The following is a 25,692-nucleotide window of genomic DNA, read 5'->3' on the forward strand; positions in this document are numbered from 1 at the left end:
GGGAGAAATCCCACGCGTTTTTTTTAAGATGTGAGGCTGAATTATTAAAAAAATATTTGCTGACATTTTCATCAAACAATTAGGATATGTTAATTTAATCATCCTTTAACAAGTATGAGTATTGTATTTCTTTCGTACAATACTTTTGTTTAAACATCCCAATAAGTGTAAAATAGAATTATTAACATGAAAGAGAGGTCTGTCAATTGAAATTCAAGTCTGTTTTTGACATAATTGGACCGGTTATGATTGGACCATCCTCTTCTCACACTGCTGGAGCAGCACGTATAGGGCGGGTGGCAAGAGATTTATTTGGAAAGCAACCTACATGGGCAAAAATCCATCTTTATGGTTCCTTTGCCGAGACATATAAAGGACATGGAACGGATGTCGCAATTATCGGCGGCTTACTTGATTACGACACTTTTGATGAGCGGATTAAAACTGCGTTTAGTGATGCAGAAAAAGTTGGCTTGTCTTATGAATTTATCCCTGAGACAGGACATACCGAGCATCCAAACACAGCAAGGATTGTGTTAGGAGACGACGAACGAGAAATGTCGATGGTTGGTATTTCTATTGGTGGAGGTAAGACAGAAATAACTGAACTTAATGGTTTTCCATTAAGGTTATCCGGCAACTTAGCTGCTATATTAGTAGTTCATGAAGATCGTTCAGGATGTATTGCAAGCGTTGCCAATTGCTTGGCAAAGTATGATATAAATATCGGTCATATGGAGGTTTCTCGAAAAGAGAAAGGGAATATGGCCCTGATGGTTATTGAAGTTGACCAAAATGTGAACGAGGATATATTAGAAGAACTTAAGACCTTGCCGAATATAACCAAGGTTACAAGGATAGTAGATTAAGGAGGGGTACGATGGAAGTCTTATTTCGGAATGTGCGTGAATTAGTAGATAGAGCTAACAAAGAAAATAAGCTGATATCTGAAATAATGATCGAGCAAGAAATTCTTATGACAGAACGCACCCGTGAAGAAATTTTAACACAAATGGATCGTAATCTAACGGTTATGGAAGAAGCTGTAGAGAAGGGACTAAAGGGAGTTCATTCAACTTCTGGGTTGACTGGAGGAGATGCGGTACTTTTACAAGCTTATATGCAAAAGGGGAACTCTCTTTCAGGAGAGTTAATGCTGGATGCTGTAAGTAAAGCAGTGGCAACCAATGAGGTAAACGCGGCAATGGGTACTATCTGTGCAACACCTACAGCTGGATCTGCAGGTGTTGTGCCAGGAACTTTATTTGCTGTCAAAAATAAATTAAATCCAACTCGTGAACAGATGATCCGATATCTTTTTACTGCAGGTGCATTCGGGTTTGTCGTAGCTAACAATGCTTCTATATCTGGAGCTGCGGGTGGTTGTCAAGCAGAGGTAGGGTCTGCAGCGGGTATGGCCGCGGCCGCTATTGTAGAGATGGCTGGTGGTACACCGTCGCAATGCTCAGAAGCATTTGCTATTACACTAAAAAACATGCTTGGATTAGTTTGTGACCCTGTTGCCGGATTAGTGGAAGTACCTTGTGTGAAGAGAAATGCAATGGGTGCCTCTAATTCTTTAGTGGCAGCAGATATGGCTTTAGCCGGGGTTACTAGTCGAATACCATGCGATGAAGTAATAGATGCTATGTATAAAATAGGTCAAACAATGCCAACAGCATTAAAAGAAACTGCTCAAGGAGGATTAGCTGCTACACCAACAGGAAAATGGTTAGAAGCAAAGATCTTTGGCGGGGCTGTGGTCAGCAGTGGAAAATAAGGTAGACGAATTAGTTACCTCTTTAAAGGGTGTTGGAAGTGGGACTGCTAAGGCGTTAGAAGAGCTAGGGATTATCACATTAGAGGATTTAGTGATGACCTTTCCTTATAGACATGAAGATTTTCGATTAAAAAACTTAGCAGAAACAGCTCATAATGAGAGAGTAACAGTGGAAGGAAGGGTCGAAAGTGAACCTTCTCTTCTTTTTTTAGGAAAAAATAAATCCAGATTGCAGGTTCGTTTGTTGGCTGGACAGCATCTGATTAAGGCAGTATTTTTTAACCAAGCCTATTTGAAATCTAAAATTACACCTGGATCTGTAATCACGGTTACTGGCAAGTGGGACAGAGGGCGTCAGGTTATTAATGTCTCTACCTTTTCTGCAGGACCGAAAACGGACCAACAGGATTTTGAACCTGTCTATTCGCTAAAAGGGTCCATAAGCCAAAAGATTTTCAGACGATTCATGAGACAAGCTTTAGATGAGTTAAAAGGGTATATTATGGACCCTTTACCGGAATCTATCCGTTCCGCTTATAAACTACCCGACATAGTAGAAGCTCTCGAGGGGATACATTTTCCGCAGGATGCCAATCATTCAAAAAATGCAAGAAGACGGTTTGTTTATGAGGAATTACTTAACTTTCAACTAAAAATGCAGGCGATTAAGAAAGTCCGAAAAGAACAAAATGTTGGGAATAGTATTGCTTTTGACAATGAACGATTAAAAATCCTCATTGAATCCTTACCTTATGAGCTAACGGATGCTCAAAAGAGAGTTGTCAATGAGATTTGTCGAGATTTGAAGGAGCCACATCGTATGAATAGACTTTTGCAAGGGGATGTGGGATCTGGAAAGACAGTCGTGGCCGCTATTTGTTTATATGCAATTATTACTGCTGGATATCAAGGAGCTTTGATGGCGCCAACAGAGATACTTGCAGAGCAGCACGCCGCTTCCTTAGATGCATGGCTCGCTCCGCTTGGAGTTAGAATTGCACTTTTAACAGGATCTACCAAACAAAAAGCAAGAAGAATTGTATTGGAAAATTTAGCAGAAGGTAATATTGATTTGCTCATAGGTACTCATGCATTAATCCAACCTGAAGTTTCTTTTAAAAAGCTTGGTTTGGTTATAACCGATGAGCAGCATCGTTTCGGTGTAGAGCAAAGAAAAGTATTAAAGGAAAAAGGAGAGAATCCTGATGTACTTTTTATGACGGCAACTCCTATTCCACGAACTTTAGCGATAACAGCATTTGGAGAAATGGATGTTTCTATTATCGATCAAATGCCAGCTGGAAGAAAATCAATTGATACACATTGGATGAAGGAGGACCAACTTCCTAAACTAATTAGTCGGTTGAAAAAAGAACTAGCAAATGGTAGACAAGCCTATATTATCTGTCCCCTAATTGAGGAGTCTGAAAAATTAGACGTTCAAAATGCTGTCGATGTTTACAATATGATGTCAAATGAACTTGGTAAAGATTACACTGTTGGCTTAATGCACGGTCGACTTCACTCCGATGAAAAGGATGAAGTGATGAGAGAATTCACGGATGGAAATATTCTTGTGTTAGTTTCTACAACAGTTGTGGAAGTAGGAGTAAATGTTCCTAATGCTTCGTTCATGATTATTTTTGATGCAGAACGCTTTGGACTTGCTCAACTGCACCAACTTCGCGGAAGGGTAGGACGTGGAGAGCATCAATCTTATTGTATACTTCTTGCAGATCCTAAAACAGAAGAAGGAAAGGAACGCATGATGTCTATGACGGAAACTAACGATGGATTCGTTTTGGCAGAAAAAGATTTAGAACTTCGTGGACCTGGGGATTTCTTCGGGAAAAAGCAAAGTGGCTTACCTGAATTCAAAATTGCCGATTTGGTTCATGATTATAGAGCTTTAAATACAGCTAAAATAGATGCAGAACGTCTACTAGAATCTGAGCATTTCTGGAAATCCGATGAAATGGAAGGTCTTCGAAACACTCTGATAAATTCAAAAGCATTGGATGGAGAAAGGATTAACTAAAAAGAATGCATGGATGATGTGAAATCATTCCTTGCATTCTTTTTTTAATGTTTATATACTGATATTAGTACCAAGTGCTAAAATGGCGGTGAATAGCTTGAAATATACGAAAAAAGAAAGACAAAGGCTTTTATTAGAAACTCTAGATAAAAATCCTTTTATAACGGATGAAAATTTAGCATCTACCTTTAAAGTGAGTGTGCAAACTATTCGTTTGGATCGAATGGAGTTGTCCATTCCTGAGTTGCGTGAGAGAATTAAGTCTGTAGCTGCTCATAATTTTGAAGAAGAGGTTAAATCACTCCCAATCGATGAAGTGATTGGAGAAATTATAGATATAGATTTAGATAAGCAAGCAATATCCTTATTGGATATAACGCAAGACCATGTTTTTGCTAGAAATGGTATAGCTAGAGGACATCATCTATTTGCCCAAGCAAATTCATTGGCGGTCGCGGTCATTAACGATGAGCTGGCTTTAACGAGAAAATCCAACATTACATTTGTGCAGCCAGTGAAGGCTGGAGACCGAGTTATAGCAAAAGCTGTAGTTCTTTCCAGTGATCCTGAAAAAAACAGCACACTTATTAAAGTCACAAGCAAGGTAGAAAATGAAACAGTGTTTGTTGGCGAATTTAATATGTATCGAGAAACTATGACTTAAAAAAGGTGATTAAAAATGAAAATATCTATAGATGCAATGGGCGGAGATAACGCCCCTCATGAAATAGTTAAAGGGGTCTATGAAGCTTTAGAGGCTTTCGACGATCTAGAAATTATTATGTTTGGGGACGAGAATAAACTAGAAACGCTTGTAACTAAGCATGAACGTTTGAAGGTTGTCCATACAGATGAAGTGATTGAAGGAACAGATGAGCCAGTGCGTGCCATCCGTAAAAAGAAAAATTCCTCTATGGTCAAAATGGCAGAATCGGTCAAAAACGGTGAAGCGGATGCTTGTGTTTCTGCTGGTAACACAGGGGCACTGATGGCAGCGGGATTATTCATAGTCGGCAGAATTGACCAAGTAGATCGTCCGGCATTGGCTCCTACTCTACCAACAATTGATGGAAAAGGGTTTGTAATGCTTGATCTTGGTGCAAATGCAGATGCAAAGCCCGAGCATTTGCAGCAATTCGCAGTAATGGGAAGTGTCTATGCGGAGAAGGTTCGTGGGATTTCTAATCCGCGCGTTGGTCTTTTGAATATTGGAACGGAAGATAAAAAGGGAAATGAGCTAACGAAAGCCGCGTTTACACTTTTGAACGAGACCCCTGTTAATTTTATAGGCAATATAGAAGCTAGAGATTTATTGTATGGTGTGGCGGATGTAGTGGTAACAGACGGATTTACAGGCAATATGGTATTAAAAACGATTGAAGGTACGGCAGCAGGGATATTTACCTTATTAAAAGAAGCTTTTAATACTTCGACAAAAACTAAAATCTCAGCATTGCTTGTAAAGGATCAACTAAAAGTATTAAAAAATAAATTGGATTACTCAGAGTATGGTGGAGCAGGGCTTTTTGGCTTAAAGGCTCCTGTTATCAAGGCACATGGTTCTTCTAATGGACGTGCGGTATTCCATGCGATTAGACAAGCGCGAACAATGGTAGAAAATAATGTTTCCGACATTATCTACACAACATTACGAAAGGAATCCTCCAATGACTAAAATAGCTTTTATATTTCCAGGACAAGGTTCCCAGACTGTCGGGATGGGGCAACAGCTAATCGAAAGTAACAGTGAAAGAAAGAAATTTTATGAACGAGCAGATCAAAAGTTAGGGTTCTCCCTATCGGACATCATGTTGAATGGTCCATCTGAGGAACTTACTAAAACTTATCACGCGCAGCCAGCATTACTAACAACAAGCATAATGATTGCAAAATCTTTGATTGACATAGGTATTACGCCAGATTATACTGCTGGTCATAGCTTAGGTGAATACTCTGCGTTAGTAGCATCTGGAGCACTTAGCTTTGAAGATGCAGTTTCGCTAGTTCACCAGCGTGGTCTTTATATGAATGAAGCTGTTCCAGCTGGAGAAGGGGCCATGGCTGCAATATTAGGCCTCGAAGCTTCTTTGTTAAAAGAGGTCACGCAGGAAGTTTCAACCAATGGAGATATAGTGCAAATTGCAAATCTTAACTGCCCTGGTCAAATTGTTATTTCAGGAACAGCGGCAGGAGTAGAAAAGGCTTCTGCTAAAGCGAAGGAGGTAGGTGCTAAAAGAGCAATCCCCTTAGCCGTAAGCGGACCATTCCATTCCGAATTAATGAGACCAGCTGCACATAAACTAGATGCAGCAATTGATTCTATTAATCTTTCGGATGCAATACCTCCAGTTATTTCAAATGTGACAGCCTTGCCAGTAGAGAAGGCGGCAGATATGAAGGATCTATTAGTGGAGCAATTGTATTCTCCAGTCCGCTGGGAAGAGTCTATTCGACAAATGCTTGATCTTGGTGTGGATATATTTATCGAATGTGGTCCTGGTAAAGTATTAAGTGGTCTAGTCAAAAAAGTAGATCGCTCTGTTGCTACTTATTGTGTTTATGATGAGGCTTCCATGCAGCAAGCGATTACTGAAATAGGAGAGGTTATCAATGGGTAAATTAGATGGTAAATCCACAATTGTCACAGGTGCATCTCGAGGTATTGGTAGGGATATTGCACTTTACCTAGCAAGCGAAGGAGCAAAGGTAGCGGTAAATTATAGTGGGAGCAAAGAAAAGGCAGAAGCCGTAGTGAAAGAAATTCAATCGCGCGGTGGTGAAGCCTTTGCTATTCAAGCAAATGTAGATCAAGCTGAGGATGTCCAAAACTTGGTCAATCAAACCATTGAAACCTTCGGCTCCATTGATATTTTAGTTAACAATGCTGGCATTACTCGTGATAATCTACTGATGCGTATGAAGGAGCAAGAGTGGGATGATGTTTTGAATACAAACCTAAAAGGTGTGTTTCTCTGTACAAAAGCTGTTACGAGACAAATGATGAAACAGCGCAAAGGGCGTATTATAAATATAACTTCCATTGTCGGGGTATCTGGAAATGCTGGACAAGCCAATTATGTAGCTGCTAAGGCGGGTGTAATAGGTTTAACAAAATCCTCTGCAAAGGAATTAGCTTCTCGTAATATTACAGTTAACTCAGTTGCTCCTGGTTTTATCACAACTGATATGACTGATGCTTTACCTGAAGATATCAAAAAACAAATGCTTAGCCAAATACCTTTGGCAAAATTCGGTAATCCTGAAGACATTGCTAACGCGGTAGCATTTTTAGCATCAGACGATGCTAGTTATATTACTGGGCAAACTATCCACGTCAATGGCGGCATGTATATGTAATGCCAGACGGAACTTAAGTAAGCACTATCTGATTTAGAATGTATTATATTTCATGTGAAATAGCCTTTCATAGACAAGAAGTTTTTTGTATAATCATTGAGGGGAGGTGACAAATGTGTCAACAGTTTTAGAACGTGTAACTAAAGTTATCGTAGATCGTCTTGGAGTAGACGAAAGCGAAGTAAAATTAGAAGCATCCTTCCGTGATGATTTAGGTGCCGACTCACTAGATGTAGTTGAGTTAGTAATGGAGCTTGAAGATGAGTTCGATATGGAGATTTCGGATGAAGATGCTGAGAATATTTCAACTGTGGGTAGCGCAGTTAGCTATATTGAAAGCAAACAAGGCTAATATTAAATAGTCACATTTTTATATAGTTGCTCTATATACGAAGGTGGATAAAGTTAAATAGCAACAGAGACGTTTTTTATTCATCCGAATAAAAAGCGTCTCTATTTCTTTTTGCACATTGCTTTATAAACAGGTAAACTTAAACAGATAGATGTTAAGTAAGAAAGGCAGATCAGGATGAAAGTAAATAGAAAAAACAACCACCCTAAAAAAACGGGGTTCCCAGAAAGCGTTAAACAACAGTTCCAAAAATTTCAAAATCATTTTGAAATCCAATTCAATAATCCGACATTATTGTATCAAGCCTTTACCCATTCATCCTATGTGAATGAGCATCGACGTAAGTTTTTCACCGATAACGAACGCTTAGAGTTTCTTGGAGATGCCGTATTAGAATTATCGGTTTCTCAGTACCTATTTCAGCAATATGAGGTAATGAGTGAAGGTCAGCTTACTAAGCTTCGCGCAGCTATTGTATGCGAGCCTTCTTTAGTTGTATTTGCCAATGAATTAGGATTTGGTAAATATGTATTGCTTGGTAAAGGAGAAGAATTAACCGGCGGGCGTGAAAGACCGGCACTTTTAGCAGACGTGTTCGAAGCATTTATCGGTGCATTATATTTAGATCAGGGATTAGAGGTAGTCGTTTCTTTTCTAGAAAAGATTGTCTTTCCTAAAATCGAAGTCGGTGCTTTTTCGCATGTGATGGATTATAAAAGCCAGCTACAAGAAGTAATTCAACAAAAAAACAATGGTACACTTAGCTATGAAATTGTAGAGGAAAAAGGTCCGGCACATAACCGTACCTTTGTTTCACGTGTTATTTTAAATACTAAAGAACTTGGCGTCGGTATAGGACGTTCTAAGAAAGAGGCAGAGCAGCAAGCTGCCAGACTGGCGATACTCGCAATAAAGGATCAAGAACAGGAGGAATAATCGTTGTTCCTTAAGAGATTAGAAATTATTGGATTTAAATCATTTGCTGACAGAATTGGAATAGATTTCGTTCCAGGGGTAACAGCAGTGGTAGGTCCAAATGGTAGTGGGAAAAGTAATGTAACGGATGCTATCAGATGGGTACTAGGGGAACAGTCTGCAAAGTCGCTACGTGGAGCAAAGATGGAAGACGTAATCTTTGCAGGAAGTGATTCTAGAAAGGCATTAAACTTTGCAGAAGTAACCTTAATACTAGATAATTCTGATAATCGCGTCCCTCTTGATTTTGCTGAAATCAGCGTAACAAGAAGAGTTTATCGTTCTGGTGATAGTGAATATCTTCTGAACAAGCAACAGTGTAGATTGAAGGATATAACAGATTTATTTATGGATTCAGGACTTGGAAAAGAAGCGTTCTCTATTATTTCTCAGGGACGAGTGGATGAGATATTAAACAGTCGTCCAGAGGACAGAAGAACGATATTCGAGGAAACAGCAGGTGTTCTAAAATACAAGCAACGCAAGAAAAAAGCAGAATTCAAACTTATCGAAACCGATGACAATTTAAACCGAGTGCTCGATATTCTTCATGAGCTAGATGGACGAATGGAACCTCTGAAAATTCAATCCTCATTGGCTTCTGATTATTTAGAGATGTCTACGGAACTAAAGGATATTGAAATAGCGGTCATTGCTCATGATTTAAATCTTTTTAAGCAGGAAAGTGCAGAGCTACATAATCAACTTCAGCAAATAGACGAACAGAAGAAGCTTCTTCTAACGCAGGTTAGTGAGGCAGAAGCTGATATTCTTACTGTTAGAAGAATTATTGGTACAACTGATGAAAAGCTAGATAAAGATCAAGGGGAATTACTTGAAGTAAGCTCTGAGCTAGAACGTTTAGAGGGAAGAAAACTGCTACTTGCCGAGAAAAAACAGAATGCAAGTCAACAAATATCACAGCTTAAAAGAGCTTTGGAAGAAGAAAAGACCAAGCTGCAAACATTTGAAAAGCAATTGGAAGAAAACGTAGTATCCAGTTCTGAGAAAAAAATATTATTAAAAGAACTAAGAGCAAAGAAACTTCAAATAGACCATGTACTTAGCAAATCGGCCTCCGAAGTAGAAGAAGAAATCGAAAACTTGAAGGGCTCTTACATTGATTTGTTAAACGAAGAAGCAACGATGAAAAATGAAATGAAGCATATGGAACAGCAGCTTCAATTTGAACTAGTTTCTTCAGAAAAAATGGTAGAGGATTACCGTGAGATTAAAGAAGAGCTCGAAAAGCTTACAAATAGAAAAAAAGAGATAGAGAAGCAGCTAGAAAGTTGTCAAAAGAATTTGGCGCAAAAGGTGCTAGACTTTAAAACTAAACGAGAAACCTCTGATAAATTAGAGGCCTCCTATGAAGAACAACAGTCAATGCTTCAAAAAGCCTATCAAATGAAGCATCAAATGCAGGCAAGAAAAGACTCTTTGGAGGAGCTTGAGTCAGAGTTTTCCGGATATTTCCAAGGAGTTAAGGAAGTACTGATGGCTCGCGACAAAAAAGAACTAAAAGGGATTCATGGAGCAGTTGCGGAACTAATTCAGATTCCATCGGATTATATGAATGCAATTGATACGGCCATAGGCCAGCAATCGCAACATATTATTACAGATACAAGTCAAGATGCTCGACTGGCAATTGAATGGTTGAAAAAGAAAAGGGTGGGAAGAGCTACCTTCCTTCCATTACAGGTTATGAAGTCTCGTAAATTAACGGAGCAAGCATTGGCCCCTATTAAACAGCATCCATCATTTGTAAATACTGCTGATATGCTAGTGAATTATAATCCTGATTATAAAATTATTATCGAAAGCCTGCTAGGAAATATCATTATAGCGACTGATCTAAAGGGTGCTAACGAAATGGCAGCCCGATTACAATATCGATATCGTTTTGTAACGTTAGATGGAGATGTAGTAAATGCTGGCGGTTCCTTGACTGGGGGTTCCGTGAAGCAGCAGTCATCCGTCTTTACTAGAAAAGCTGAGCTAGAACAATTGAATGACAAGCTAGTGGAGCTACAACAATCTGTTCTACAAGCCGAAAAATCCGTTTCCTTTAAAAGGCAACAGGTTCAGCAACTGAAAATAGAGCTAGAAGAAGCTCGTCTATCCGGAGAAGCATTGCGCGAGGAAGAGCATAAGCTATTATCAGAAGACAGAGAATGTGTGGCAATTATTTCTCGGCTGACCAATCGATTATTAGAGTTTGACGAGGTGCAGACTGAAAAAAATCACCTACATGAGGATTTAGTCCGCAAAAAAGAACAAACAGCTAAACGTAGTGCAGAAATTAATGAATCCTTAAATTCCATTCAGCAAACAATTGATCAATTGCAATTATTAAAACAACAGTCGTTGCAGGAAAAAGACCAAGTACAAAATGAGCTTGGTGAACTTTTATCCTCTATTGCTGTAGTCAATGAACAAGTAAATCAGCAGGACAAAGAAAAGAAGCAACTGGAACAAGAGATTCAAACTTGTTCACAAAAAATCGGTACATTAGAAAAAGAAATTAGCTGGTTTGAAAATGATGATCAGTCTGGACCATCACCGGAAGAAATCAGTCAAATGATTATAAACTTTAAAGAGAAAAAAGATTATTTGATTGATCAAATCAAAACTGACAAAGAGAAAAGACTAGTACTTTCTCAAAAAGTTAATGATTCCGAAAATCATCTAAAGCAACTTCAGCAGCATGTAAATATATACGCCAATGATGAGCGTACATTAGAATTAAGGCTTGGAAAGCTAGAAGTAGAATCTAACTCGCTTCAAAATCAACTAGAAGAAACATATGAATTAACTTTAGAAGAAGCAAAACGAGATTACCCATTTAATATGGATGAGGAGCTTGCTCGTAAAAAGGTCAAATTGTTAAAGCGTTCTATTGAAGAGTTAGGTCCTATTAACTTAGGGTCTATACAAGAATTTGAACAAGTAAGTGAACGCCATTCTTTCTTGACTGAACAACGGGAAGATTTGCTTTCTGCTCAAGAGACACTTCATGAAGTCATTAAGGAAATGGATGAAGAAATGACCATCCGTTTCGAAACTACCTTTAATGAAATTCAAAGGAATTTTAAAGTGGTATTTAGACAGTTATTTGGTGGAGGACAGGCAGACTTAGTGTTAACGGATCCTAGTTCAATGCTTGATACTGGTATAGATATCGTGGCGCAGCCACCAGGCAAAAAGCTCCAAAATCTTTCTCTCTTATCTGGTGGAGAGCGTGCGCTAACAGCTATTGCCTTATTATTTTCTATCCTGCACACACGTCCGGTTCCATTCTGTATTTTGGATGAGGTGGAGGCTGCACTGGATGAAGCTAATGTAACTCGCTATAGTGATTACTTGAAGAAATTTAGTCATGATACGCAGTTTATCGTTATTACTCATCGCAAGGGCACTATGGAGGGAGCGGATGTCCTGTATGGAATCACTATGCAGGAATCAGGAATATCCAAGCTCGTTTCTGTAAAATTAGAAGAAGAATTAGTAACTTAAAAGGAGTTTAACTATGAGCTTTTTTAAAAAAATGAAAGAAAAGATGTTAGGTTCTACACCAGAGGCGGCAGAAACAGTCTCCATTACCAATAAATTTAAAGAAGGTCTATCGAAAACACGAAATCAGTTTACTTCTAAAGTAAATGACTTAGTAGCAAAGTATCGTAAGGTCGATGAGGATTTCTTTGAGGAATTAGAAGAAATTTTACTTCAAGCAGATGTTGGATTTGAAACAGTAGTGGAGTTAATGGACAAACTCCGCTTTGAAGTTCAACGAAAAAACATCAAGGATACAGCTGGTATTCAATCTGTTATTTCAGAAAAATTGGTAGAAATTTATGAAGCTGGAGATAAAGATTTAACAGAGCTTCAGCTAGAAGAAGATGGGTTGACTGTTATTCTTTTTGTAGGAGTAAATGGAGTAGGAAAAACTACGACCATTGGCAAGCTTGCACATCGATTAAATAATGATGGCAAGAAAGTTATGCTTGCTGCTGGAGATACATTCCGTGCCGGCGCAATCGATCAGCTTCAGGTATGGGGAGATCGTGTAGGAGTAGAGGTTATTAAGCAGGCGGAAGGATCGGACCCTGCTGCTGTTATGTATGATGCAATTCGAGCTGCAAAGACAAGAAAAGCGGATGTCTTGATTTGTGACACTGCTGGTCGCCTACAAAATAAGGTCAATTTAATGAATGAATTAGAAAAGATCCATCGTGTCATTTCAAGAGAAGTACCAAATGCCCCTCATGAGGTATTATTAGCTCTAGATGCCACTACAGGTCAAAATGCGCTTGTTCAAGCTCAAACTTTCAAGGAAGCAACAAATGTTACCGGAATTGTTTTAACAAAGCTTGACGGCACGGCTAAGGGCGGTATAGTACTTGCCATTCGTAACAAACTGCATATTCCAGTTAAATTTGTTGGTCTGGGAGAGCAAATGGATGACCTTCAGCCTTTTGATGCAGAGAAATACGTATATGGATTATTTGCAGAAGGCTTAGAGTTAGAAGAAACAACAGAAGACAAGTAATTTTACTTGACAGTTAAAGGCTCTGTTTATAAACTATAAGATGAACCATTACACATGGTAAGGAGAGATGGGCATGATTGAAAAAACAACTCGCATGAATTTTCTCTTCGATTTTTACCAGGCTTTATTGACAGATAAACAACGAAGCTATATGCAGCTTTATTATTTAGATGATTTATCACTTGGAGAGATTGCAGAAGAATATAATATCTCTAGACAGGCTGTTTATGATAATATTCGTCGCACTGAAGCTATGTTAGAAGAATATGAAGATAAATTAAATCTTCTATCTAAGTTTGAAAAACGACAAGAAACCATTAAACAGCTTTTACAAATAGCAAAAGATAAATCATCAGTAGAACTGACTCAACTCATTGAGCAATTAAAAGAATGGGATTAGGAGGCGAGCTTGCATGGCATTTGAAGGATTAGCTGAGCGTCTTCAAGGGACGATTCAGAAAATCAAAGGAAAAGGCAAAATTTCTGAGGCTGATGTCAAAGAGATGATGCGTGAGGTTCGCTATGCGTTATTGGAAGCGGACGTTAACTTAAAGGTAGTAAAAGAGTTCGTCAAAAATGTTTCAGAACGAGCTGTTGGTCAAGAGGTTATGAAAAGTCTAACTCCAGGTCAACAGGTCATTAAAATTGTAAAAGACGAATTGACCCAGTTGATGGGTGGAGAACAAAGTCAAATAGCTTTCTCTTCTAGACCACCAACTGTGATTATGATGGTGGGGCTTCAAGGTGCCGGTAAAACAACTACTACAGGTAAGCTAGCCAACGTACTTCGTAAAAAATACAATAAAAAACCTTTATTGATTGCTGCGGATATTTATCGTCCTGCTGCTGTTAAGCAGCTTGAAACGATTGGAAAACAGCTTTCTTTACCTGTTTTTCAACTTGGTACTGATATTTCACCAGTAGAAATAGTTAAAAAGGGTCTAGAGCATGCAAAAGAGGAGCATTATGACGTTGTGATCGTCGATACGGCTGGTCGTCTTCATATTGATGAGACTTTAATGCAAGAGCTTAAAGATATTCGCGCCTTAAAAGAACCAGATGAAGTATTCTTAGTAGTAGATGCAATGACAGGGCAGGATGCAGTCAATGTAGCTAATAATTTCAATGAATCGATTGGAATAACTGGGGTAGTTCTTACAAAGTTAGATGGGGATACTCGAGGAGGAGCAGCTCTTTCCATACGTTCAATCACTCAAAAACCGATTAAATTCGTCGGAATGGGAGAAAAAATGGATGCTCTAGAGCCGTTCCACCCGGAGCGTATGGCTTCTCGGATTTTAGGCATGGGCGATATGATGTCTCTAATTGAAAAAGCACAAGCGAATGTGGATGAAGAAAAGGCGAAGGAATTGGAAGAAAAATTCCGTACGCAGTCTTTTACATTCGATGACTTTTTAGAGCAGCTTAGCCAAGTTAAACAAATGGGTCCACTAGATGAAATTTTAAAAATGCTTCCAGGAGCAAATAAAATTAAAGGGTTGGAAAATGCAAAGGTCGATGAGAAGCAAATGGATCGTGTAGAAGCGATTATATACTCTATGACTACGCAAGAGAAGACGAATCCTGAGATTATTAATGGACCAAGAAAGAAAAGAATTGCTAAAGGGTCTGGAACAACAATTCAAGATATTAACAGACTTTTGAAGCAATTTGAAGACATGAAAAAAATGATGAAGCAAATGACTAATATGCAACAAAAAGGAAAGAAAAAGATGAAAATGCCTGGTTTTGACTCTCTTTTCAAGTAAATTTCCTAGAAAAAAATAAGGTGTTAAGAAAAAACACTTTACAAACAATTAAAACCTTGATAATATACTATCTTGTGTGAAACTATTCGGAGGTGCAATAAAAATGGCAGTTAAAATTCGTTTAAAACGTATGGGAGCAAAAAAATCTCCTTTCTATCGTATTGTAGTAGCAGACTCTCGCTCACCACGTGACGGTCGTCAAATTGAAACAGTAGGTACTTACAACCCACTTACTAAACCAGCAGAAGTTAAAATTAACGAAGAATTAGCGTTAAAATGGCTTCAAGATGGTGCAAAACCATCTGATACAGTACGTAACTTGTTCTCTGAACAAGGTATTATGGAAAAATTCCATAACGCAAAACTCGGCAAATAATCGGAGGGGACATTGTGAAGCAGCTGATCGAAGCAATCGTTAAACCATTAGTTGATTATCCGGACAAAGTTCAGGTGGAAAAGGAAGAAAGTGCAAACCGTATAGTTTACAAACTTTCTGTACATCCTGAAGATATGGGAAAAGTAATTGGCAAACAAGGAAGAGTAGCTAAATCTATTCGTACTATTGTTTACTCAGCAGCAGGCAGTCACCAAAAGAAAACATATGTCGACATATTAGATTAACTTCATTTTAGAATGAAGCTAATACCACTAGCGAATATATTTTGCTTTAGGTAAATGTAATATTAAGAAGAGGGAGAACAATTTGTTCTTCCTTTTTTGATAGGAGGAAATATATTATATGGAATGGTACAATGTTGGAAAAATCGTCAATACCCATGGGATTTGGGGAGAGGTACGTGTCATTTCTACTACAGACTTTCCGGACGAGCGTTATCAGGTAGGAAATGAACTTGGACTTTTTAAGACAGATGGCTCTAAGCCGATTATCGTAAAGATTACAAGTTACAGAAAGCATAAAAACTTTGATTTGCTAACTTTTGAAGGTTATACATTGCTTAAGGATGTGGAAGCTTTCCGTGATGCGACATTGAAAGTATCAGAGAAATATCTGACAGAGTTAGACGAAAATGAATATTACTACCACGAAATTATTGACTGTACAGTTATTTCTACTGAAGGAGAAACAATCGGAACAGTTACTGAAATTCTACAAACGGGTGCGAACGACGTTTGGACAGTGCAACCTTCTAAAGGAAAGGCGCACTACATCCCTTACATTGAGGATGTAGTGAAGAAAATAGATGTGGACAAGAAGGAAATCACGATTGAAGTGCTAGAAGGTTTATTATCATGATGAAAATTCATATTCTTTCGCTATTTCCAGAAATGTTTACAGGTGTATTTAATTCATCTATTTTGAAAAAAGCGCAAGAGAAGAATGAAGTATCTATTGATGTAGTAAATTTCAGAGAGTATTCAGGAAACAAACATCATCAGGTGGATGATTATCCTTATGGTGGTGGAGCAGGTATGGTATTAAAGCCAGAGCCTATTTTTAATGCAGTAGAAGCTCTTCCTCCAAGTACTAATGGGAATAGAAGAATTATATTGCTATGTCCCCAAGGAGAGCGTTTTAACCAGCAAAAAGCAGAGGAATTAGCGAAGGAAGAGGAGCTTGTTTTTATATGCGGTCATTATGAAGGATATGATGAGCGTATCAGAGAGCATTTAGTGACAGACGAAATTTCGATTGGCGATTTTGTTTTGACAGGTGGAGAATTAGCAGCAATGACAGTAGTGGATAGCGTTGTGAGATTACTGCCAAATGTTCTCGGTAAGGCTGCATCTCATGAACAGGACTCTTTCTCGACCGGACTTCTTGAGCATCCTCATTATACACGTCCAGTAGAATATCGTGGATATAAGGTACCTGATGTTTTATTGTCAGGTAATCATGCTGCTATAGATAAATGGAGAAGAGATCAGTCCTTAAAACGGACGTTCGATAGAAGGAATGATCTACTAGAGAATGCTGATTTAACTGAAGCAGAAAAACAAATGCTTCAATCTATCAAAGGGTTATAAATTATGATTGCATATTGCTAGTAGGTATGATATATTTTACTATGTGCTTTTATGTAAAGTACTGATTTTGGGTGTTCCGCTGCAACAGGTAATGTGTGTAAGAGCATTCTATATAAGGAGAGAAAATGATGCAAAACATTATTTCAGAAATCACAAAAGAACAATTACGTACGGATCTTCCAACTTTCCGTCCTGGTGACACAGTACGTGTACACGTTAAGGTTGTTGAGGGAACTCGCGAACGTATCCAAATGTACGAAGGTGTTGTAATCAAACGTCGTGGAGGCGGAATTAGCGAAACTTTTACAGTTCGTAAAATCTCTTCCGGTGTTGGTGTAGAACGTACTTTCCCAGTACACACACCAAAAATTGCAAACTTAGAAGTTATTCGTCGTGGTAAAGTTCGTCGTGCTAAATTGTACTACCTACGTGAACTACGCGGTAAAGCTGCTCGTATTAAAGAGCGTCGCTAATAGTGTAAGTAAGGCAGAAATGCCTAATGTAAATGTTGTAGTGGAAGTGAACTCACTTTTGCTACAACATTTTTTACTTTTAGGAATTTATAGTATAGGTGTTTTATTAATCTAATATATAATTCTTGCGTTTTAGGGCATATATAATTAAATAGCTTTTAAAACTATGTCAAAAAACGCATTCATTTACCTCTGTTTGTTGTAATTACAATAATGGAGTACATAGTTCTAAATTTAAAATGACTTAAGCATTAAATTTATGAGAATTTATTATTGTCGATGGAAATCTTTTTGCCTCTCTAACATTTTCCTTGTACAATATAAAGAGTATATAAAGGGGGCAAATGAATGAGACAAGCACAAAAAGAAAAGAAGAATGAGTTATGGGAATGGTCAAAAGCACTTTTAATTGCTTTTGGACTAGCGGCAATAATTCGCCTCTTTTTGTTTACCCCTATAATTGTGGACGGAGAATCAATGATGCCGACCTTAGAAAACGGGGATAGTATGCTAGTTAACAAAATTGGTTATATAGTTGGTGAGCCAAAACGATTTGACATTGTTGTATTTCATGCTCCTGAGCAGAAAAATTATATCAAACGTGTAATTGGACTACCTGGTGATCATGTTGAATACAAAAATGACCAACTTTACATTAATGGTAAAGAAGTATCTGAACCCTATTTAGACCAGTATAAGGATGATATAACTGAGGGAACACTAACCGATGACTTTACTCTTGAAAGTATAACTGGGGATAAAGAAATTCCGGAAGGTTATGTTTTCGTAATGGGAGACAACCGCAGATATAGTAAAGATAGTCGAATGATTGGTTTAATTGAAATTGATGAAATTATAGGAAAAACAAACTTTGTTTTTTGGCCAATTGGTGAGGTTGGCTTTGTTAAATAAGCATTTACGAAAGTAAGGAGGTAATTACCTCTTCCGGCTATTTTGACGAATTAGCTGAGTGCTTCAAGAAGGAGGTGCGATATGACGATACAATGGTTTCCAGGTCATATGGCCAAAGCGAGAAGAGAAGTTACCGAAAACCTAAAGCTAGTAGATATTATATTTGAATTAATTGATGCACGTTTGCCTTTGTCTTCAAGAAATCCAATGTTAGACGAGGTAGTCCATCAAAAGACAAGGCTACTTATTTTAAACAAAATGGATATGGCAGACGATACTCAAACAAAAAAATGGATAGCGTATTTTGAATCAAAAGGGCATCCTACAGTAGCGATAAACTCTTTAGAAGGAAAAGGTCTACAAACTGTTTTTAAGGCCTCTAAAGAGCTTTTAAAGCCTAAATGGGACCGTATGAAAGAGCGTGGGATTAAACCGAGAGCTATTAGAGCCATGATAGTGGGTATTCCGAACGTAGGGAAATCCACATTGATTAATCGATTCGCTAAAAAGAACATTGCTAAAACTGGAAATACTCCAGGTGTAACAAAAAGACAGCAATGGATTAAGGTTGAGAAGGAAATAGAGCTGCTGGATACTCCGGGTATTTTATGGCCGAAATTTGAAGACCAAGAAATAGGTTACAAGTTAGCTCTTACTGGCGCTATTAAGGATGCGGTCATAAATATGGAAGACTTGGCGATATATGGACTGCGCTTTTTGGAGAGCCATTATCCGAGAAGAATGGAAGAACGATATAAAGTTACAACAGTGAGTGAAGACCTAGTGGAAACCTTTGATCATATCGGGAAGCTAAGAAGATGCTATGGACCCGGTGGAGAGGTTGACTACGATCAGGTTGCTGAGTTAATTGTTCGTGATATTAGAAATCAGCAATTAGGAAAGCTAACTTTTGACTTTGTAAATGAATATGAGTGAAAAATTTTACCCTTTTTACCTTTTGGTAAAGAGGGTTTTCTCGATTTATAATATTTTTAGCCGATACATATATAAATTGAAAGAAAGATGAAGTGAATAAAATGCTACGTTTACAGGAATTAAAAGAAAAATTAAACTTTGCAGATGGTACAGAATCGTGGATGAAAGAATTAGAACAGGATCCAAGGGCAGGGGCGCAGAAGTTATTAGGAAGCTGGAAGAGAAAACAGCTAATTCAGCAACTAGAAAGAGAAGCGCATATAGAGAAAGTAATGTTTGATAAGAGTTTTGACATTAACCAAAGTGGACTCATTGCAGGAGTAGATGAGGCAGGCAGAGGGCCATTAGCGGGCCCAGTTGTCACTGCCGCTGTGATTTTAAACGACAATACAGATAGCTTAATTGGCCTAAATGACTCTAAGCAGGTTTCTAGGGTTAAAAGAAACGAACTAGCTATGAAGATTAAAGAAAATGCTATAAGCTATTATGTACATTTTCAACCTGTTGAAAAAATTGATGAGTTAAATATTTATGAAGCAACGAAGCAATCGATGGTGGAAGCTGTCTATAACCTAAAAAAACAACCTGCTGTTGTATTAGTAGATGCTATGAAGTTGCCAATAGAAATAGAGAATCATTCCATAATTAAAGGCGATGCACAAAGCTTAGCGATTGCAGCGGCTTCCATTCTTGCCAAGACGGCAAGAGATGAATATATGGACGAACTTCATGAAAAGTTTCCTGTCTATCTATTTAACAAGCATGCTGGTTATGGAACGAAAGAACATATTGAAATGATTATGCAGCATGGTCCAACCGTGCACCACCGTAAAACTTTTGAACCGATTAAAACTTTATTGAGCGAGGTGAAACTATGACTGGATCCTCTTTTTCATCTATTCAAGCGCATATGCCAAACGCCATTTCTTCGAAAATGCCAATGACTATGAAAGATGGACAAGTAGTACATGGTACTATTAAGAAGCTTTTCCCAAATCAAACAGCAGAAGTTCAAATAGGTAATCAAAAGATTATTGCTAAGCTAGAGACTCCTTTGAAGGCAGGAGATGCTCACTTTTTTCAAGTAACTAAATCCGAACCTGAAGTACAGTTGAAAGTAGTCGCAGGTCCCTTAGGCGGAAACACAGCAGTGCAACAGGCACAGCAACTGCTACAGGCGATGAACCTGAACAAGTCTAGTGAACTACAAGCAATTGTTCAGTTTTTTATAAAAGAACAAATTCCTATTTCCAAGGAATTGCTATTACAGGCAGAACAGCTGATCAAGCAACTTCCTGCCAATATTTCTGTAAGAGAAGGATTGGAAGCAATTCAAAAAATGATAGACTTGAAGGTTCCTTTGACATCAAATATGTTTGAAACAATATTGAGTGGGAAATCTACTGATGGTTTTTCTTCCTTAATTGCTAACATGAAAAATGTATTACAACAGGATCAAATACTCTCTCCCTCCTCTAAAACACTTATTCTTCAAAGTCTACAGAAGGTAGGAGAACCTTTTAACATGCCCGTGGCAGGTGCTATTTTAGGTAAACAGCTGGAAATACTTCAAAATTTACAGCTTCCTACAAGCACCCGACTACCAATATTACAACAGTTGAAAAATGCTGCTATTTTACCTTCAGAAGCTACATTAAATAATCCTGTGCCAACTTCAAGCAAGCAGGCACTAACACAAACAGCGGGTGAAATAGTTAGTAAATTAATACAACCTAATATAGAAAATAGAGGTGGGGCTATAGAGCAAGTGCGTCAATGGATTCAAGCTCAGCCTTTGCTTACAGCAACACAAAAGGATCAAATTTTAGCAACCTTGAAAAATGGGGAAGTTAGTCCGAATGTTGTAGCACAATCCTTGGTAAAAGTTTTTTCAGAGCAAAGTCAACAAGCCATTTTTATGAGGGACTTAAATGGGTTTACGCCTAAAGACCACTTAGTTTCTTTGTTAGGAAAAGGTTCTTCAAATGAAATGATTAACCAATCCTTAGACCAAGTAAGCCTATTAAGTAAGGACTTATCCTTTGCTACTCAGAGAAATCATGCAGAGCAAGCAGTGCTAAGTCAATTAGATGGCAAGGCTTTTGAACACGCGATGAAAGAAGTATTAAAATCTCTTGGCTTTAGCTATGAGGGGAGTCTTGGAAGTGAAAAAGAAAATGTTAGACAACTAGCAAACCAGTTAAAGCCACAACTTGTTGAGCTACTGCAAATGTCTAATTTACCTAATGTCATTAGAGAAGGAGCAGAATCAATTCTTGGAAGAATGAATGGCTTGCAGCTCCTTTCTGGAGAAAATGGTCCACAGCATCAGTTACTAATGCAAATTCCGTTAGAATTTTTAGGCAAACGAATGGATGCGACATTAGAATGGAATGGAAGAATGAAGGAAGACGGGAAGATAGATTCAGAATTTGCAAGAATCATGTTCTATCTTCAATTAGACTCTCTAAAGGAAACGGTTGTTGATATGCAAGTTCAAAACAAGATTGTCACTATTAATGTCTTCAATGATGATCAAACGATTGGTATGATTGCTAATCAGTTTAAAGCTTCACTCAAGGATGGTCTCGCTTCCACAGGGTATCAATTATCTGGAGTTTTCGTAAAAACATTTGATGAACAGAAATCTAATGCGCTATGGAAACAAAAAAACACTTCTATAGAGCAAGGAGTGGATATACGAATATGACAGAGGGGAAGTTCGTCAGAAAAGAAGCAGTTGCTTTAACTTATAAACCAGGGAACAATGAAGCTCCAACAGTTGTAGCAAAGGGAAAAGGGAAGATCGCTGAGAACATATTAGAAAAAGCTAAAGAGCACTCAGTACCTATACAGGAGGATGCTAGCCTAGTGGAGCTCCTTGGACAACTAGATATTAATCAATCTATTCCAGAAGAGTTATACCAAGCAGTAGCTGAAGTCTTTGCATTTATATATAAGGTGGATAAAGAAAAGGGCAAAGTATAATATTTTACCTTTTTCGACATCTATTTTGAATATTCTATGTTTTTAAGAATCATTAGACTTTTGTGGACAAGTTGTGACAGCTTTATTACAATGATAGAGGTAGCAGATTAGTGACATTAGTTTGAGGGAGGATGTATAAATGAATATCCATGAATATCAAGGTAAACAGCTCCTTAGACAATATGGCGTAGCAGTTTCTAATGGAATCGTTGCTTTCTCACCAGAAGAAGCGGTGAAGGCAGCTAAAGAATTAGGCTCTGACGTTATTGTTGTAAAAGCGCAAATCCACGCAGGTGGACGTGGTAAAGCTGGTGGAGTTAAAATTGCAAAAAATTTGGACGAAGTACGTGAATATGCTAAAGAACTTTTAGGCAAAGTTCTAGTTACTCACCAAACAGGACCAGAAGGTAAAGAGATTAAACGTCTACTTATCGAAGAAGGTAGCAAAATTAAAAAAGAATATTATGTAGGCTTAGTATTAGACCGTGCAACTTCACGTGTAACATTAATGGGCTCTGAAGAGGGCGGTATGGACATCGAGGAAGTAGCAGCAAATTCTCCAGAAAAATTATTTTATGAAGAAATTGATCCTGTTGTAGGATTAACTGGATTCCAAGCTCGTCGTATGGCATTCAACATGAATATTCCAGCGAAACTTGTGAACAAAGCAGCTAAATTTATGCTTGGTCTATACCAAGTGTACAAAGAAAAAGATGCATCTATCGTTGAGATTAACCCATTAGTAGTAACTGAGGACGACAATGTTTTAGCGTTAGACGCAAAATTTAACTTTGACAGTAATGCATTATACCGTCATAAAGACATTTTAGAACTTCGTGATTTCGATGAAGAGGATCCAAAAGAAATCGAAGCATCTAAATATGACTTAAGCTATATTTCTTTAGATGGGAATATCGGATGTATGGTTAACGGAGCAGGTTTAGCTATGGCAACTATGGATACAATTAGCTACTATGGCGGCTCACCCGCTAACTTCCTGGACGTTGGGGGCGGTGCTACAGCTGAGAAAGTTACTGAAGCATTCAAAATTATCTTAGCTGATCCAAACGTTAAAGGTATTTTCGTAAATATTTTTGGTGGGATTATGAAATGTGACGTTATTGCTGAGGGTGTTATCATCGCGGCAAAAGAAGTTGGACTTCAAGTACCACTAGTAGTTCGTTTAGAAGGAACTAATGTAGATTTAGGTAAAAAATTATTAAATGAATCAGGCTTAAACATTGTTGCGGCAGATTCAATGGCAGACGGTGCTCAAAAAATCGTTAATCTTGTAGGATAAGAAAGGCAGGGACATAAAATGAGCGTATATATTAATAAAGATACTAAAGTAATTGTTCAAGGAATTACGGGCTCAACTGCTCTTTTCCATACAAAACAAATGCTAGAATATGGTACAAAAATCGTTGCTGGGGTTACTCCTGGTAAAGGTGGAACAGAAGTAGAAGGCGTACCTGTATTCAATACAGTAACTGACGCTGTAAAAGCTACAGGTGCTAATGTATCTGTAATTTATGTACCAGCACCATTTGCTGCTGATGCGATTATGGAAGCGGTTGACGCTGAGCTAGATATGGCTATTTGTATTACAGAACATATTCCAGTTTTAGACATGGTAAATGTGAAGCGCTATATGGAAGGTAAGAAAACACGTTTAGTGGGACCAAACTGCCCAGGTGTTATCACTGCTGATGAGTGTAAAATTGGTATTATGCCAGGATATATTCATACAAAAGGTCATGTAGGAGTTGTTTCACGCTCTGGTACTTTAACTTACGAAGCTGTTCATCAACTAACTCAAGAAGGCATTGGTCAAACTACTGCCGTTGGTATTGGTGGAGACCCAGTAAACGGCACAAACTTTATCGATGTATTAAAAGAATTTAATGAAGATGAAGATACTTATGCAGTTGTTATGATCGGAGAAATCGGTGGTACTGCTGAAGAAGAGGCTGCTGAATGGATTAAAGCTAACATGAAAAAACCAGTAGTTGGATTTATCGGTGGACAAACTGCACCTCCAGGTAAACGTATGGGTCATGCTGGAGCAATTATCTCTGGTGGCCAAGGTACAGCAGAAGGTAAGATTAAAGCAATGGAAGCAGCTGGCATGAAAGTAGCGGCTACACCATCTGTAATCGGTGAGACTTTAATCGAAGCTATTAAAGAAGCCGGAATTTACGACGCTTGTAAAACACATTAATAATATTTGTGCGGCTCATCAATGATGGGCCGTGCTTTTTAATAAAAATTAAAACAGCTAGTTATAATCATCATTAACAATCCAATTAAAAAGGAGCAAATAGATGACAGTACGATTTAAAAACCGCATACTTGCCCTCCATTATGTATTCCCAGTCCCTCTTCCCAAAATATACTCACTTCTTAAGCAAGATCCAGATTTATCACAACTTGAAGAAATCCAACCAAGCCTTCTAGCAAAATTGTGTAATATTACTATAGAACGAGCTATTCATCTGAAGAATATGTACAAAGAGTTTATTCGACATCCAATCCTCGAAACATATGAGAAGCACAATATCCTTCCGATTATTTACAATGATGATATTTATCCAGAAAGTCTTCTAAATTTGTACGATCCTCCAGCTATTTTATACGTACAAGGGGATATTCGTTTCCTAGCAAACAAAAGGAAGATTGCTATAATAGGTTCTAGAAAGGCAACCTCTTATTCAGAAACTAGTATTGAGAAGATATTACCTCCTCTAATTGAAAAAGATTTTATCATAGTAAGTGGACTAGCAAGCGGTGCAGACACAATAGCTCATCGGAAAACGATTGAAATGGGCGGCAAAACAATAGGAGTGCTAGGCACAGGGCTTTTTAATATGTATCCAAAAGATAATAAGGAACTAGCTAATTTTATGTCGAAGCATCACTTATTAGTAACAGAATACCCTCCATATATTACCCCTAAAAAGTGGAATTTCCCCATGAGGAATCGAATTATTAGCGGTTTGTCGTTAGGTGTCGTTATTACAGAGGCGAAAAAAAAGAGTGGTACAGTTTCTACAATGGAGCATGCCTTAGAAAATGGAAAAGAAATTTTCGCAATCCCGGGTTCAATCGATTCAGATCTTTCAGAAGGGCCACATCACCTTATTTTAGAAGGGGCAAAGCCAATTTGGAACGGCCATCAAATCATAGAAGAATTGATCAAAATCACCTAAATTTTGCTTTTTAAAAATTGCATTTCTCAGAAAAATGTTATACTTTTTTGGAAATCTCATCAATACCAAGCTGAGTACCGCAAACTAGAGGTCGATTATCGTAAACAAAGTACTGAACTTGCTCGAGTAATAAGTAATGCTTGAGAAGTTAAAATACACCGCTCAAATCAATGTGAGATAAATGAAGCATCATAGAACAGGCAGATTTGATGGCTACTAGGATGTGATCCACATTGCTAATCCCAACTATGTACATGGCCGTGGACCGCCAAGTGATGACAGTTAGTGGACATTTAAACAAACAAGAGATTAGTAGTTTTAAACGGAGGGTTGGCGATTAGAACAACCACAAATCAATAAAACAG

At 38.0% G+C, this 25,692-nt stretch carries 26 protein-coding genes; all 26 read left to right on the forward strand.

The window, feature by feature from the left end; translation table 11 throughout:
• The first annotated feature begins 206 nt into the window (after window positions 1–206).
• The 26 genes from sdaAB (at window position 207) to dprA (ending at window position 25,327) form a co-directional block, all read left to right on the forward strand.
• Window positions 207–869: an L-serine ammonia-lyase, iron-sulfur-dependent subunit beta gene (gene sdaAB, locus ACQKNZ_RS06295; RefSeq protein WP_144538019.1), complete on the forward strand. Its 663-nt coding sequence runs from the start codon at window positions 207–209 to the stop codon at window positions 867–869.
• 11 nt (window positions 870–880) lie between these two features.
• Window positions 881–1,780: an L-serine ammonia-lyase, iron-sulfur-dependent, subunit alpha gene (sdaAA, locus tag ACQKNZ_RS06300; protein WP_154311148.1), complete on the forward strand. Its 900-nt coding sequence runs from the start codon at window positions 881–883 to the stop codon at window positions 1,778–1,780.
• Window positions 1,770–3,818: an ATP-dependent DNA helicase RecG gene (recG, locus tag ACQKNZ_RS06305; protein ID WP_427658639.1), complete on the forward strand. Its 2,049-nt coding sequence runs from the start codon at window positions 1,770–1,772 to the stop codon at window positions 3,816–3,818. The genes sdaAA and recG overlap by 11 nt, the downstream gene beginning before the upstream one ends.
• A gap of 97 nt (window positions 3,819–3,915) precedes the next feature.
• Window positions 3,916–4,482, forward strand: coding sequence for a transcription factor FapR (fapR, locus tag ACQKNZ_RS06310; protein WP_144538022.1), 567 nt, complete (start codon window positions 3,916–3,918; stop codon window positions 4,480–4,482).
• A gap of 15 nt (window positions 4,483–4,497) precedes the next feature.
• Window positions 4,498–5,493, forward strand: coding sequence for a phosphate acyltransferase PlsX (gene plsX / locus ACQKNZ_RS06315; protein ID WP_340862876.1), 996 nt, complete (start codon window positions 4,498–4,500; stop codon window positions 5,491–5,493).
• Window positions 5,486–6,436, forward strand: a complete 951-nt coding sequence (fabD, locus tag ACQKNZ_RS06320; RefSeq protein ID WP_154311145.1) for an ACP S-malonyltransferase — start codon at window positions 5,486–5,488, stop codon at window positions 6,434–6,436. Before plsX ends, fabD begins: the two co-directional genes overlap by 8 nt.
• Window positions 6,429–7,175: a 3-oxoacyl-[acyl-carrier-protein] reductase gene (gene fabG, locus ACQKNZ_RS06325; RefSeq protein WP_340862877.1), complete on the forward strand. Its 747-nt coding sequence runs from the start codon at window positions 6,429–6,431 to the stop codon at window positions 7,173–7,175. Before fabD ends, fabG begins: the two co-directional genes overlap by 8 nt.
• A gap of 115 nt (window positions 7,176–7,290) precedes the next feature.
• A complete protein-coding gene (gene acpP, locus ACQKNZ_RS06330) occupies window positions 7,291–7,527 on the forward strand; it encodes an acyl carrier protein (RefSeq protein ID WP_093263354.1) in 237 nt (78 codons plus the stop codon).
• Window positions 7,528–7,704: 177 nt separating this feature from the next.
• A complete protein-coding gene (gene rnc / locus ACQKNZ_RS06335; RefSeq protein WP_151110581.1) occupies window positions 7,705–8,463 on the forward strand; it encodes a ribonuclease III in 759 nt (252 codons plus the stop codon).
• Between the two features lie 3 nt (window positions 8,464–8,466).
• A complete protein-coding gene (gene smc, locus ACQKNZ_RS06340; protein ID WP_427658643.1) occupies window positions 8,467–12,021 on the forward strand; it encodes a chromosome segregation protein SMC in 3,555 nt (1,184 codons plus the stop codon).
• Window positions 12,022–12,034: 13 nt separating this feature from the next.
• Window positions 12,035–13,054: a signal recognition particle-docking protein FtsY gene (gene ftsY, locus ACQKNZ_RS06345; protein ID WP_427658645.1), complete on the forward strand. Its 1,020-nt coding sequence runs from the start codon at window positions 12,035–12,037 to the stop codon at window positions 13,052–13,054.
• A 73-nt stretch (window positions 13,055–13,127) separates the two neighbouring features.
• On the forward strand, window positions 13,128–13,454 hold the full coding sequence (locus tag ACQKNZ_RS06350) for a putative DNA-binding protein (protein WP_144538029.1): 327 nt from the start codon (window positions 13,128–13,130) through the stop codon (window positions 13,452–13,454).
• 13 nt (window positions 13,455–13,467) lie between these two features.
• The gene (ffh, locus tag ACQKNZ_RS06355; RefSeq protein WP_151110574.1) at window positions 13,468–14,823 is read left to right on the forward strand and encodes a signal recognition particle protein; all 1,356 of its coding nucleotides are present in this window, start codon (window positions 13,468–13,470) and stop codon (window positions 14,821–14,823) included.
• Between the two features lie 103 nt (window positions 14,824–14,926).
• Complete coding sequence (gene rpsP, locus ACQKNZ_RS06360) at window positions 14,927–15,199, forward strand: 30S ribosomal protein S16 (protein ID WP_053590001.1); 273 nt, start codon at window positions 14,927–14,929, stop codon at window positions 15,197–15,199.
• A gap of 14 nt (window positions 15,200–15,213) precedes the next feature.
• Window positions 15,214–15,444 carry a KH domain-containing protein gene (locus ACQKNZ_RS06365; protein WP_144538031.1) on the forward strand — a complete coding sequence of 77 codons (231 nt, stop codon included), beginning with the start codon at window positions 15,214–15,216 and terminating at the stop codon, window positions 15,442–15,444.
• Window positions 15,445–15,562: 118 nt separating this feature from the next.
• Window positions 15,563–16,078, forward strand: a complete 516-nt coding sequence (gene rimM / locus ACQKNZ_RS06370; protein ID WP_144538032.1) for a ribosome maturation factor RimM — start codon at window positions 15,563–15,565, stop codon at window positions 16,076–16,078.
• Entirely contained in the window at window positions 16,078–16,809 is a 732-nt protein-coding gene (gene trmD / locus ACQKNZ_RS06375) for a tRNA (guanosine(37)-N1)-methyltransferase TrmD (RefSeq protein ID WP_427658923.1), read from the forward strand. The genes rimM and trmD overlap by 1 nt, the downstream gene beginning before the upstream one ends.
• Before the next feature lie 128 nt (window positions 16,810–16,937).
• A complete protein-coding gene (gene rplS, locus ACQKNZ_RS06380; protein WP_144538033.1) occupies window positions 16,938–17,282 on the forward strand; it encodes a 50S ribosomal protein L19 in 345 nt (114 codons plus the stop codon).
• A 348-nt stretch (window positions 17,283–17,630) separates the two neighbouring features.
• Window positions 17,631–18,194 (forward strand): signal peptidase I, encoded by a 564-nt coding sequence (lepB, locus tag ACQKNZ_RS06385; protein WP_144538034.1) that lies wholly within the window; start codon window positions 17,631–17,633, stop codon window positions 18,192–18,194.
• Between the two features lie 81 nt (window positions 18,195–18,275).
• Complete coding sequence (gene ylqF, locus ACQKNZ_RS06390) at window positions 18,276–19,130, forward strand: ribosome biogenesis GTPase YlqF (protein WP_144538035.1); 855 nt, start codon at window positions 18,276–18,278, stop codon at window positions 19,128–19,130.
• Window positions 19,131–19,231: 101 nt separating this feature from the next.
• Entirely contained in the window at window positions 19,232–20,008 is a 777-nt protein-coding gene (locus tag ACQKNZ_RS06395) for a ribonuclease HII (protein WP_144538251.1), read from the forward strand.
• Window positions 20,005–21,840: a hypothetical protein gene (locus ACQKNZ_RS06400; protein ID WP_191696389.1), complete on the forward strand. Its 1,836-nt coding sequence runs from the start codon at window positions 20,005–20,007 to the stop codon at window positions 21,838–21,840. The genes ACQKNZ_RS06395 and ACQKNZ_RS06400 overlap by 4 nt, the downstream gene beginning before the upstream one ends.
• A complete protein-coding gene (locus ACQKNZ_RS06405; protein WP_144538037.1) occupies window positions 21,837–22,118 on the forward strand; it encodes an EscU/YscU/HrcU family type III secretion system export apparatus switch protein in 282 nt (93 codons plus the stop codon). The genes ACQKNZ_RS06400 and ACQKNZ_RS06405 overlap by 4 nt, the downstream gene beginning before the upstream one ends.
• Before the next feature lie 139 nt (window positions 22,119–22,257).
• Window positions 22,258–23,418, forward strand: a complete 1,161-nt coding sequence (sucC, locus tag ACQKNZ_RS06410; RefSeq protein WP_144538038.1) for an ADP-forming succinate--CoA ligase subunit beta — start codon at window positions 22,258–22,260, stop codon at window positions 23,416–23,418.
• Between the two features lie 18 nt (window positions 23,419–23,436).
• Window positions 23,437–24,339 (forward strand): succinate--CoA ligase subunit alpha, encoded by a 903-nt coding sequence (sucD, locus tag ACQKNZ_RS06415; protein WP_144538039.1) that lies wholly within the window; start codon window positions 23,437–23,439, stop codon window positions 24,337–24,339.
• Between the two features lie 103 nt (window positions 24,340–24,442).
• Window positions 24,443–25,327: a DNA-processing protein DprA gene (gene dprA, locus ACQKNZ_RS06420; RefSeq protein ID WP_154311140.1), complete on the forward strand. Its 885-nt coding sequence runs from the start codon at window positions 24,443–24,445 to the stop codon at window positions 25,325–25,327.
• Window positions 25,328–25,692: the final 365 nt, after the last annotated feature.

The sequence above is a fragment of the Psychrobacillus sp. NPDC093200 genome, assembly GCF_050280345.1.
In the GTDB taxonomy this organism is placed as follows: Bacteria; Bacillota; Bacilli; order Bacillales_A; family Planococcaceae; genus Psychrobacillus; species Psychrobacillus faecigallinarum.

Coding starts and splice junctions, on each gene's coding strand:
- sdaAA (WP_154311148.1), top strand. CDS start 881: ATGGAAGTCTTATTTCGGAATGTGCGTGAATTAGTAGATAGAGCTAAC.
- plsX (WP_340862876.1), top strand. CDS start 4,498: ATGAAAATATCTATAGATGCAATGGGCGGAGATAACGCCCCTCATGAA.
- fabD (WP_154311145.1), top strand. CDS start 5,486: ATGACTAAAATAGCTTTTATATTTCCAGGACAAGGTTCCCAGACTGTC.
- fabG (WP_340862877.1), top strand. CDS start 6,429: ATGGGTAAATTAGATGGTAAATCCACAATTGTCACAGGTGCATCTCGA.
- rnc (WP_151110581.1), top strand. CDS start 7,705: ATGAAAGTAAATAGAAAAAACAACCACCCTAAAAAAACGGGGTTCCCA.
- ftsY (WP_427658645.1), top strand. CDS start 12,035: ATGAGCTTTTTTAAAAAAATGAAAGAAAAGATGTTAGGTTCTACACCA.
- ACQKNZ_RS06350 (WP_144538029.1), top strand. CDS start 13,128: ATGATTGAAAAAACAACTCGCATGAATTTTCTCTTCGATTTTTACCAG.
- ffh (WP_151110574.1), top strand. CDS start 13,468: ATGGCATTTGAAGGATTAGCTGAGCGTCTTCAAGGGACGATTCAGAAA.
- rpsP (WP_053590001.1), top strand. CDS start 14,927: ATGGCAGTTAAAATTCGTTTAAAACGTATGGGAGCAAAAAAATCTCCT.
- rimM (WP_144538032.1), top strand. CDS start 15,563: ATGGAATGGTACAATGTTGGAAAAATCGTCAATACCCATGGGATTTGG.
- trmD (WP_427658923.1), top strand. CDS start 16,078: ATGAAAATTCATATTCTTTCGCTATTTCCAGAAATGTTTACAGGTGTA.
- rplS (WP_144538033.1), top strand. CDS start 16,938: ATGCAAAACATTATTTCAGAAATCACAAAAGAACAATTACGTACGGAT.
- lepB (WP_144538034.1), top strand. CDS start 17,631: ATGAGACAAGCACAAAAAGAAAAGAAGAATGAGTTATGGGAATGGTCA.
- ylqF (WP_144538035.1), top strand. CDS start 18,276: ATGACGATACAATGGTTTCCAGGTCATATGGCCAAAGCGAGAAGAGAA.
- ACQKNZ_RS06395 (WP_144538251.1), top strand. CDS start 19,232: ATGCTACGTTTACAGGAATTAAAAGAAAAATTAAACTTTGCAGATGGT.
- ACQKNZ_RS06400 (WP_191696389.1), top strand. CDS start 20,005: ATGACTGGATCCTCTTTTTCATCTATTCAAGCGCATATGCCAAACGCC.
- ACQKNZ_RS06405 (WP_144538037.1), top strand. CDS start 21,837: ATGACAGAGGGGAAGTTCGTCAGAAAAGAAGCAGTTGCTTTAACTTAT.
- sucC (WP_144538038.1), top strand. CDS start 22,258: ATGAATATCCATGAATATCAAGGTAAACAGCTCCTTAGACAATATGGC.
- sucD (WP_144538039.1), top strand. CDS start 23,437: ATGAGCGTATATATTAATAAAGATACTAAAGTAATTGTTCAAGGAATT.
- dprA (WP_154311140.1), top strand. CDS start 24,443: ATGACAGTACGATTTAAAAACCGCATACTTGCCCTCCATTATGTATTC.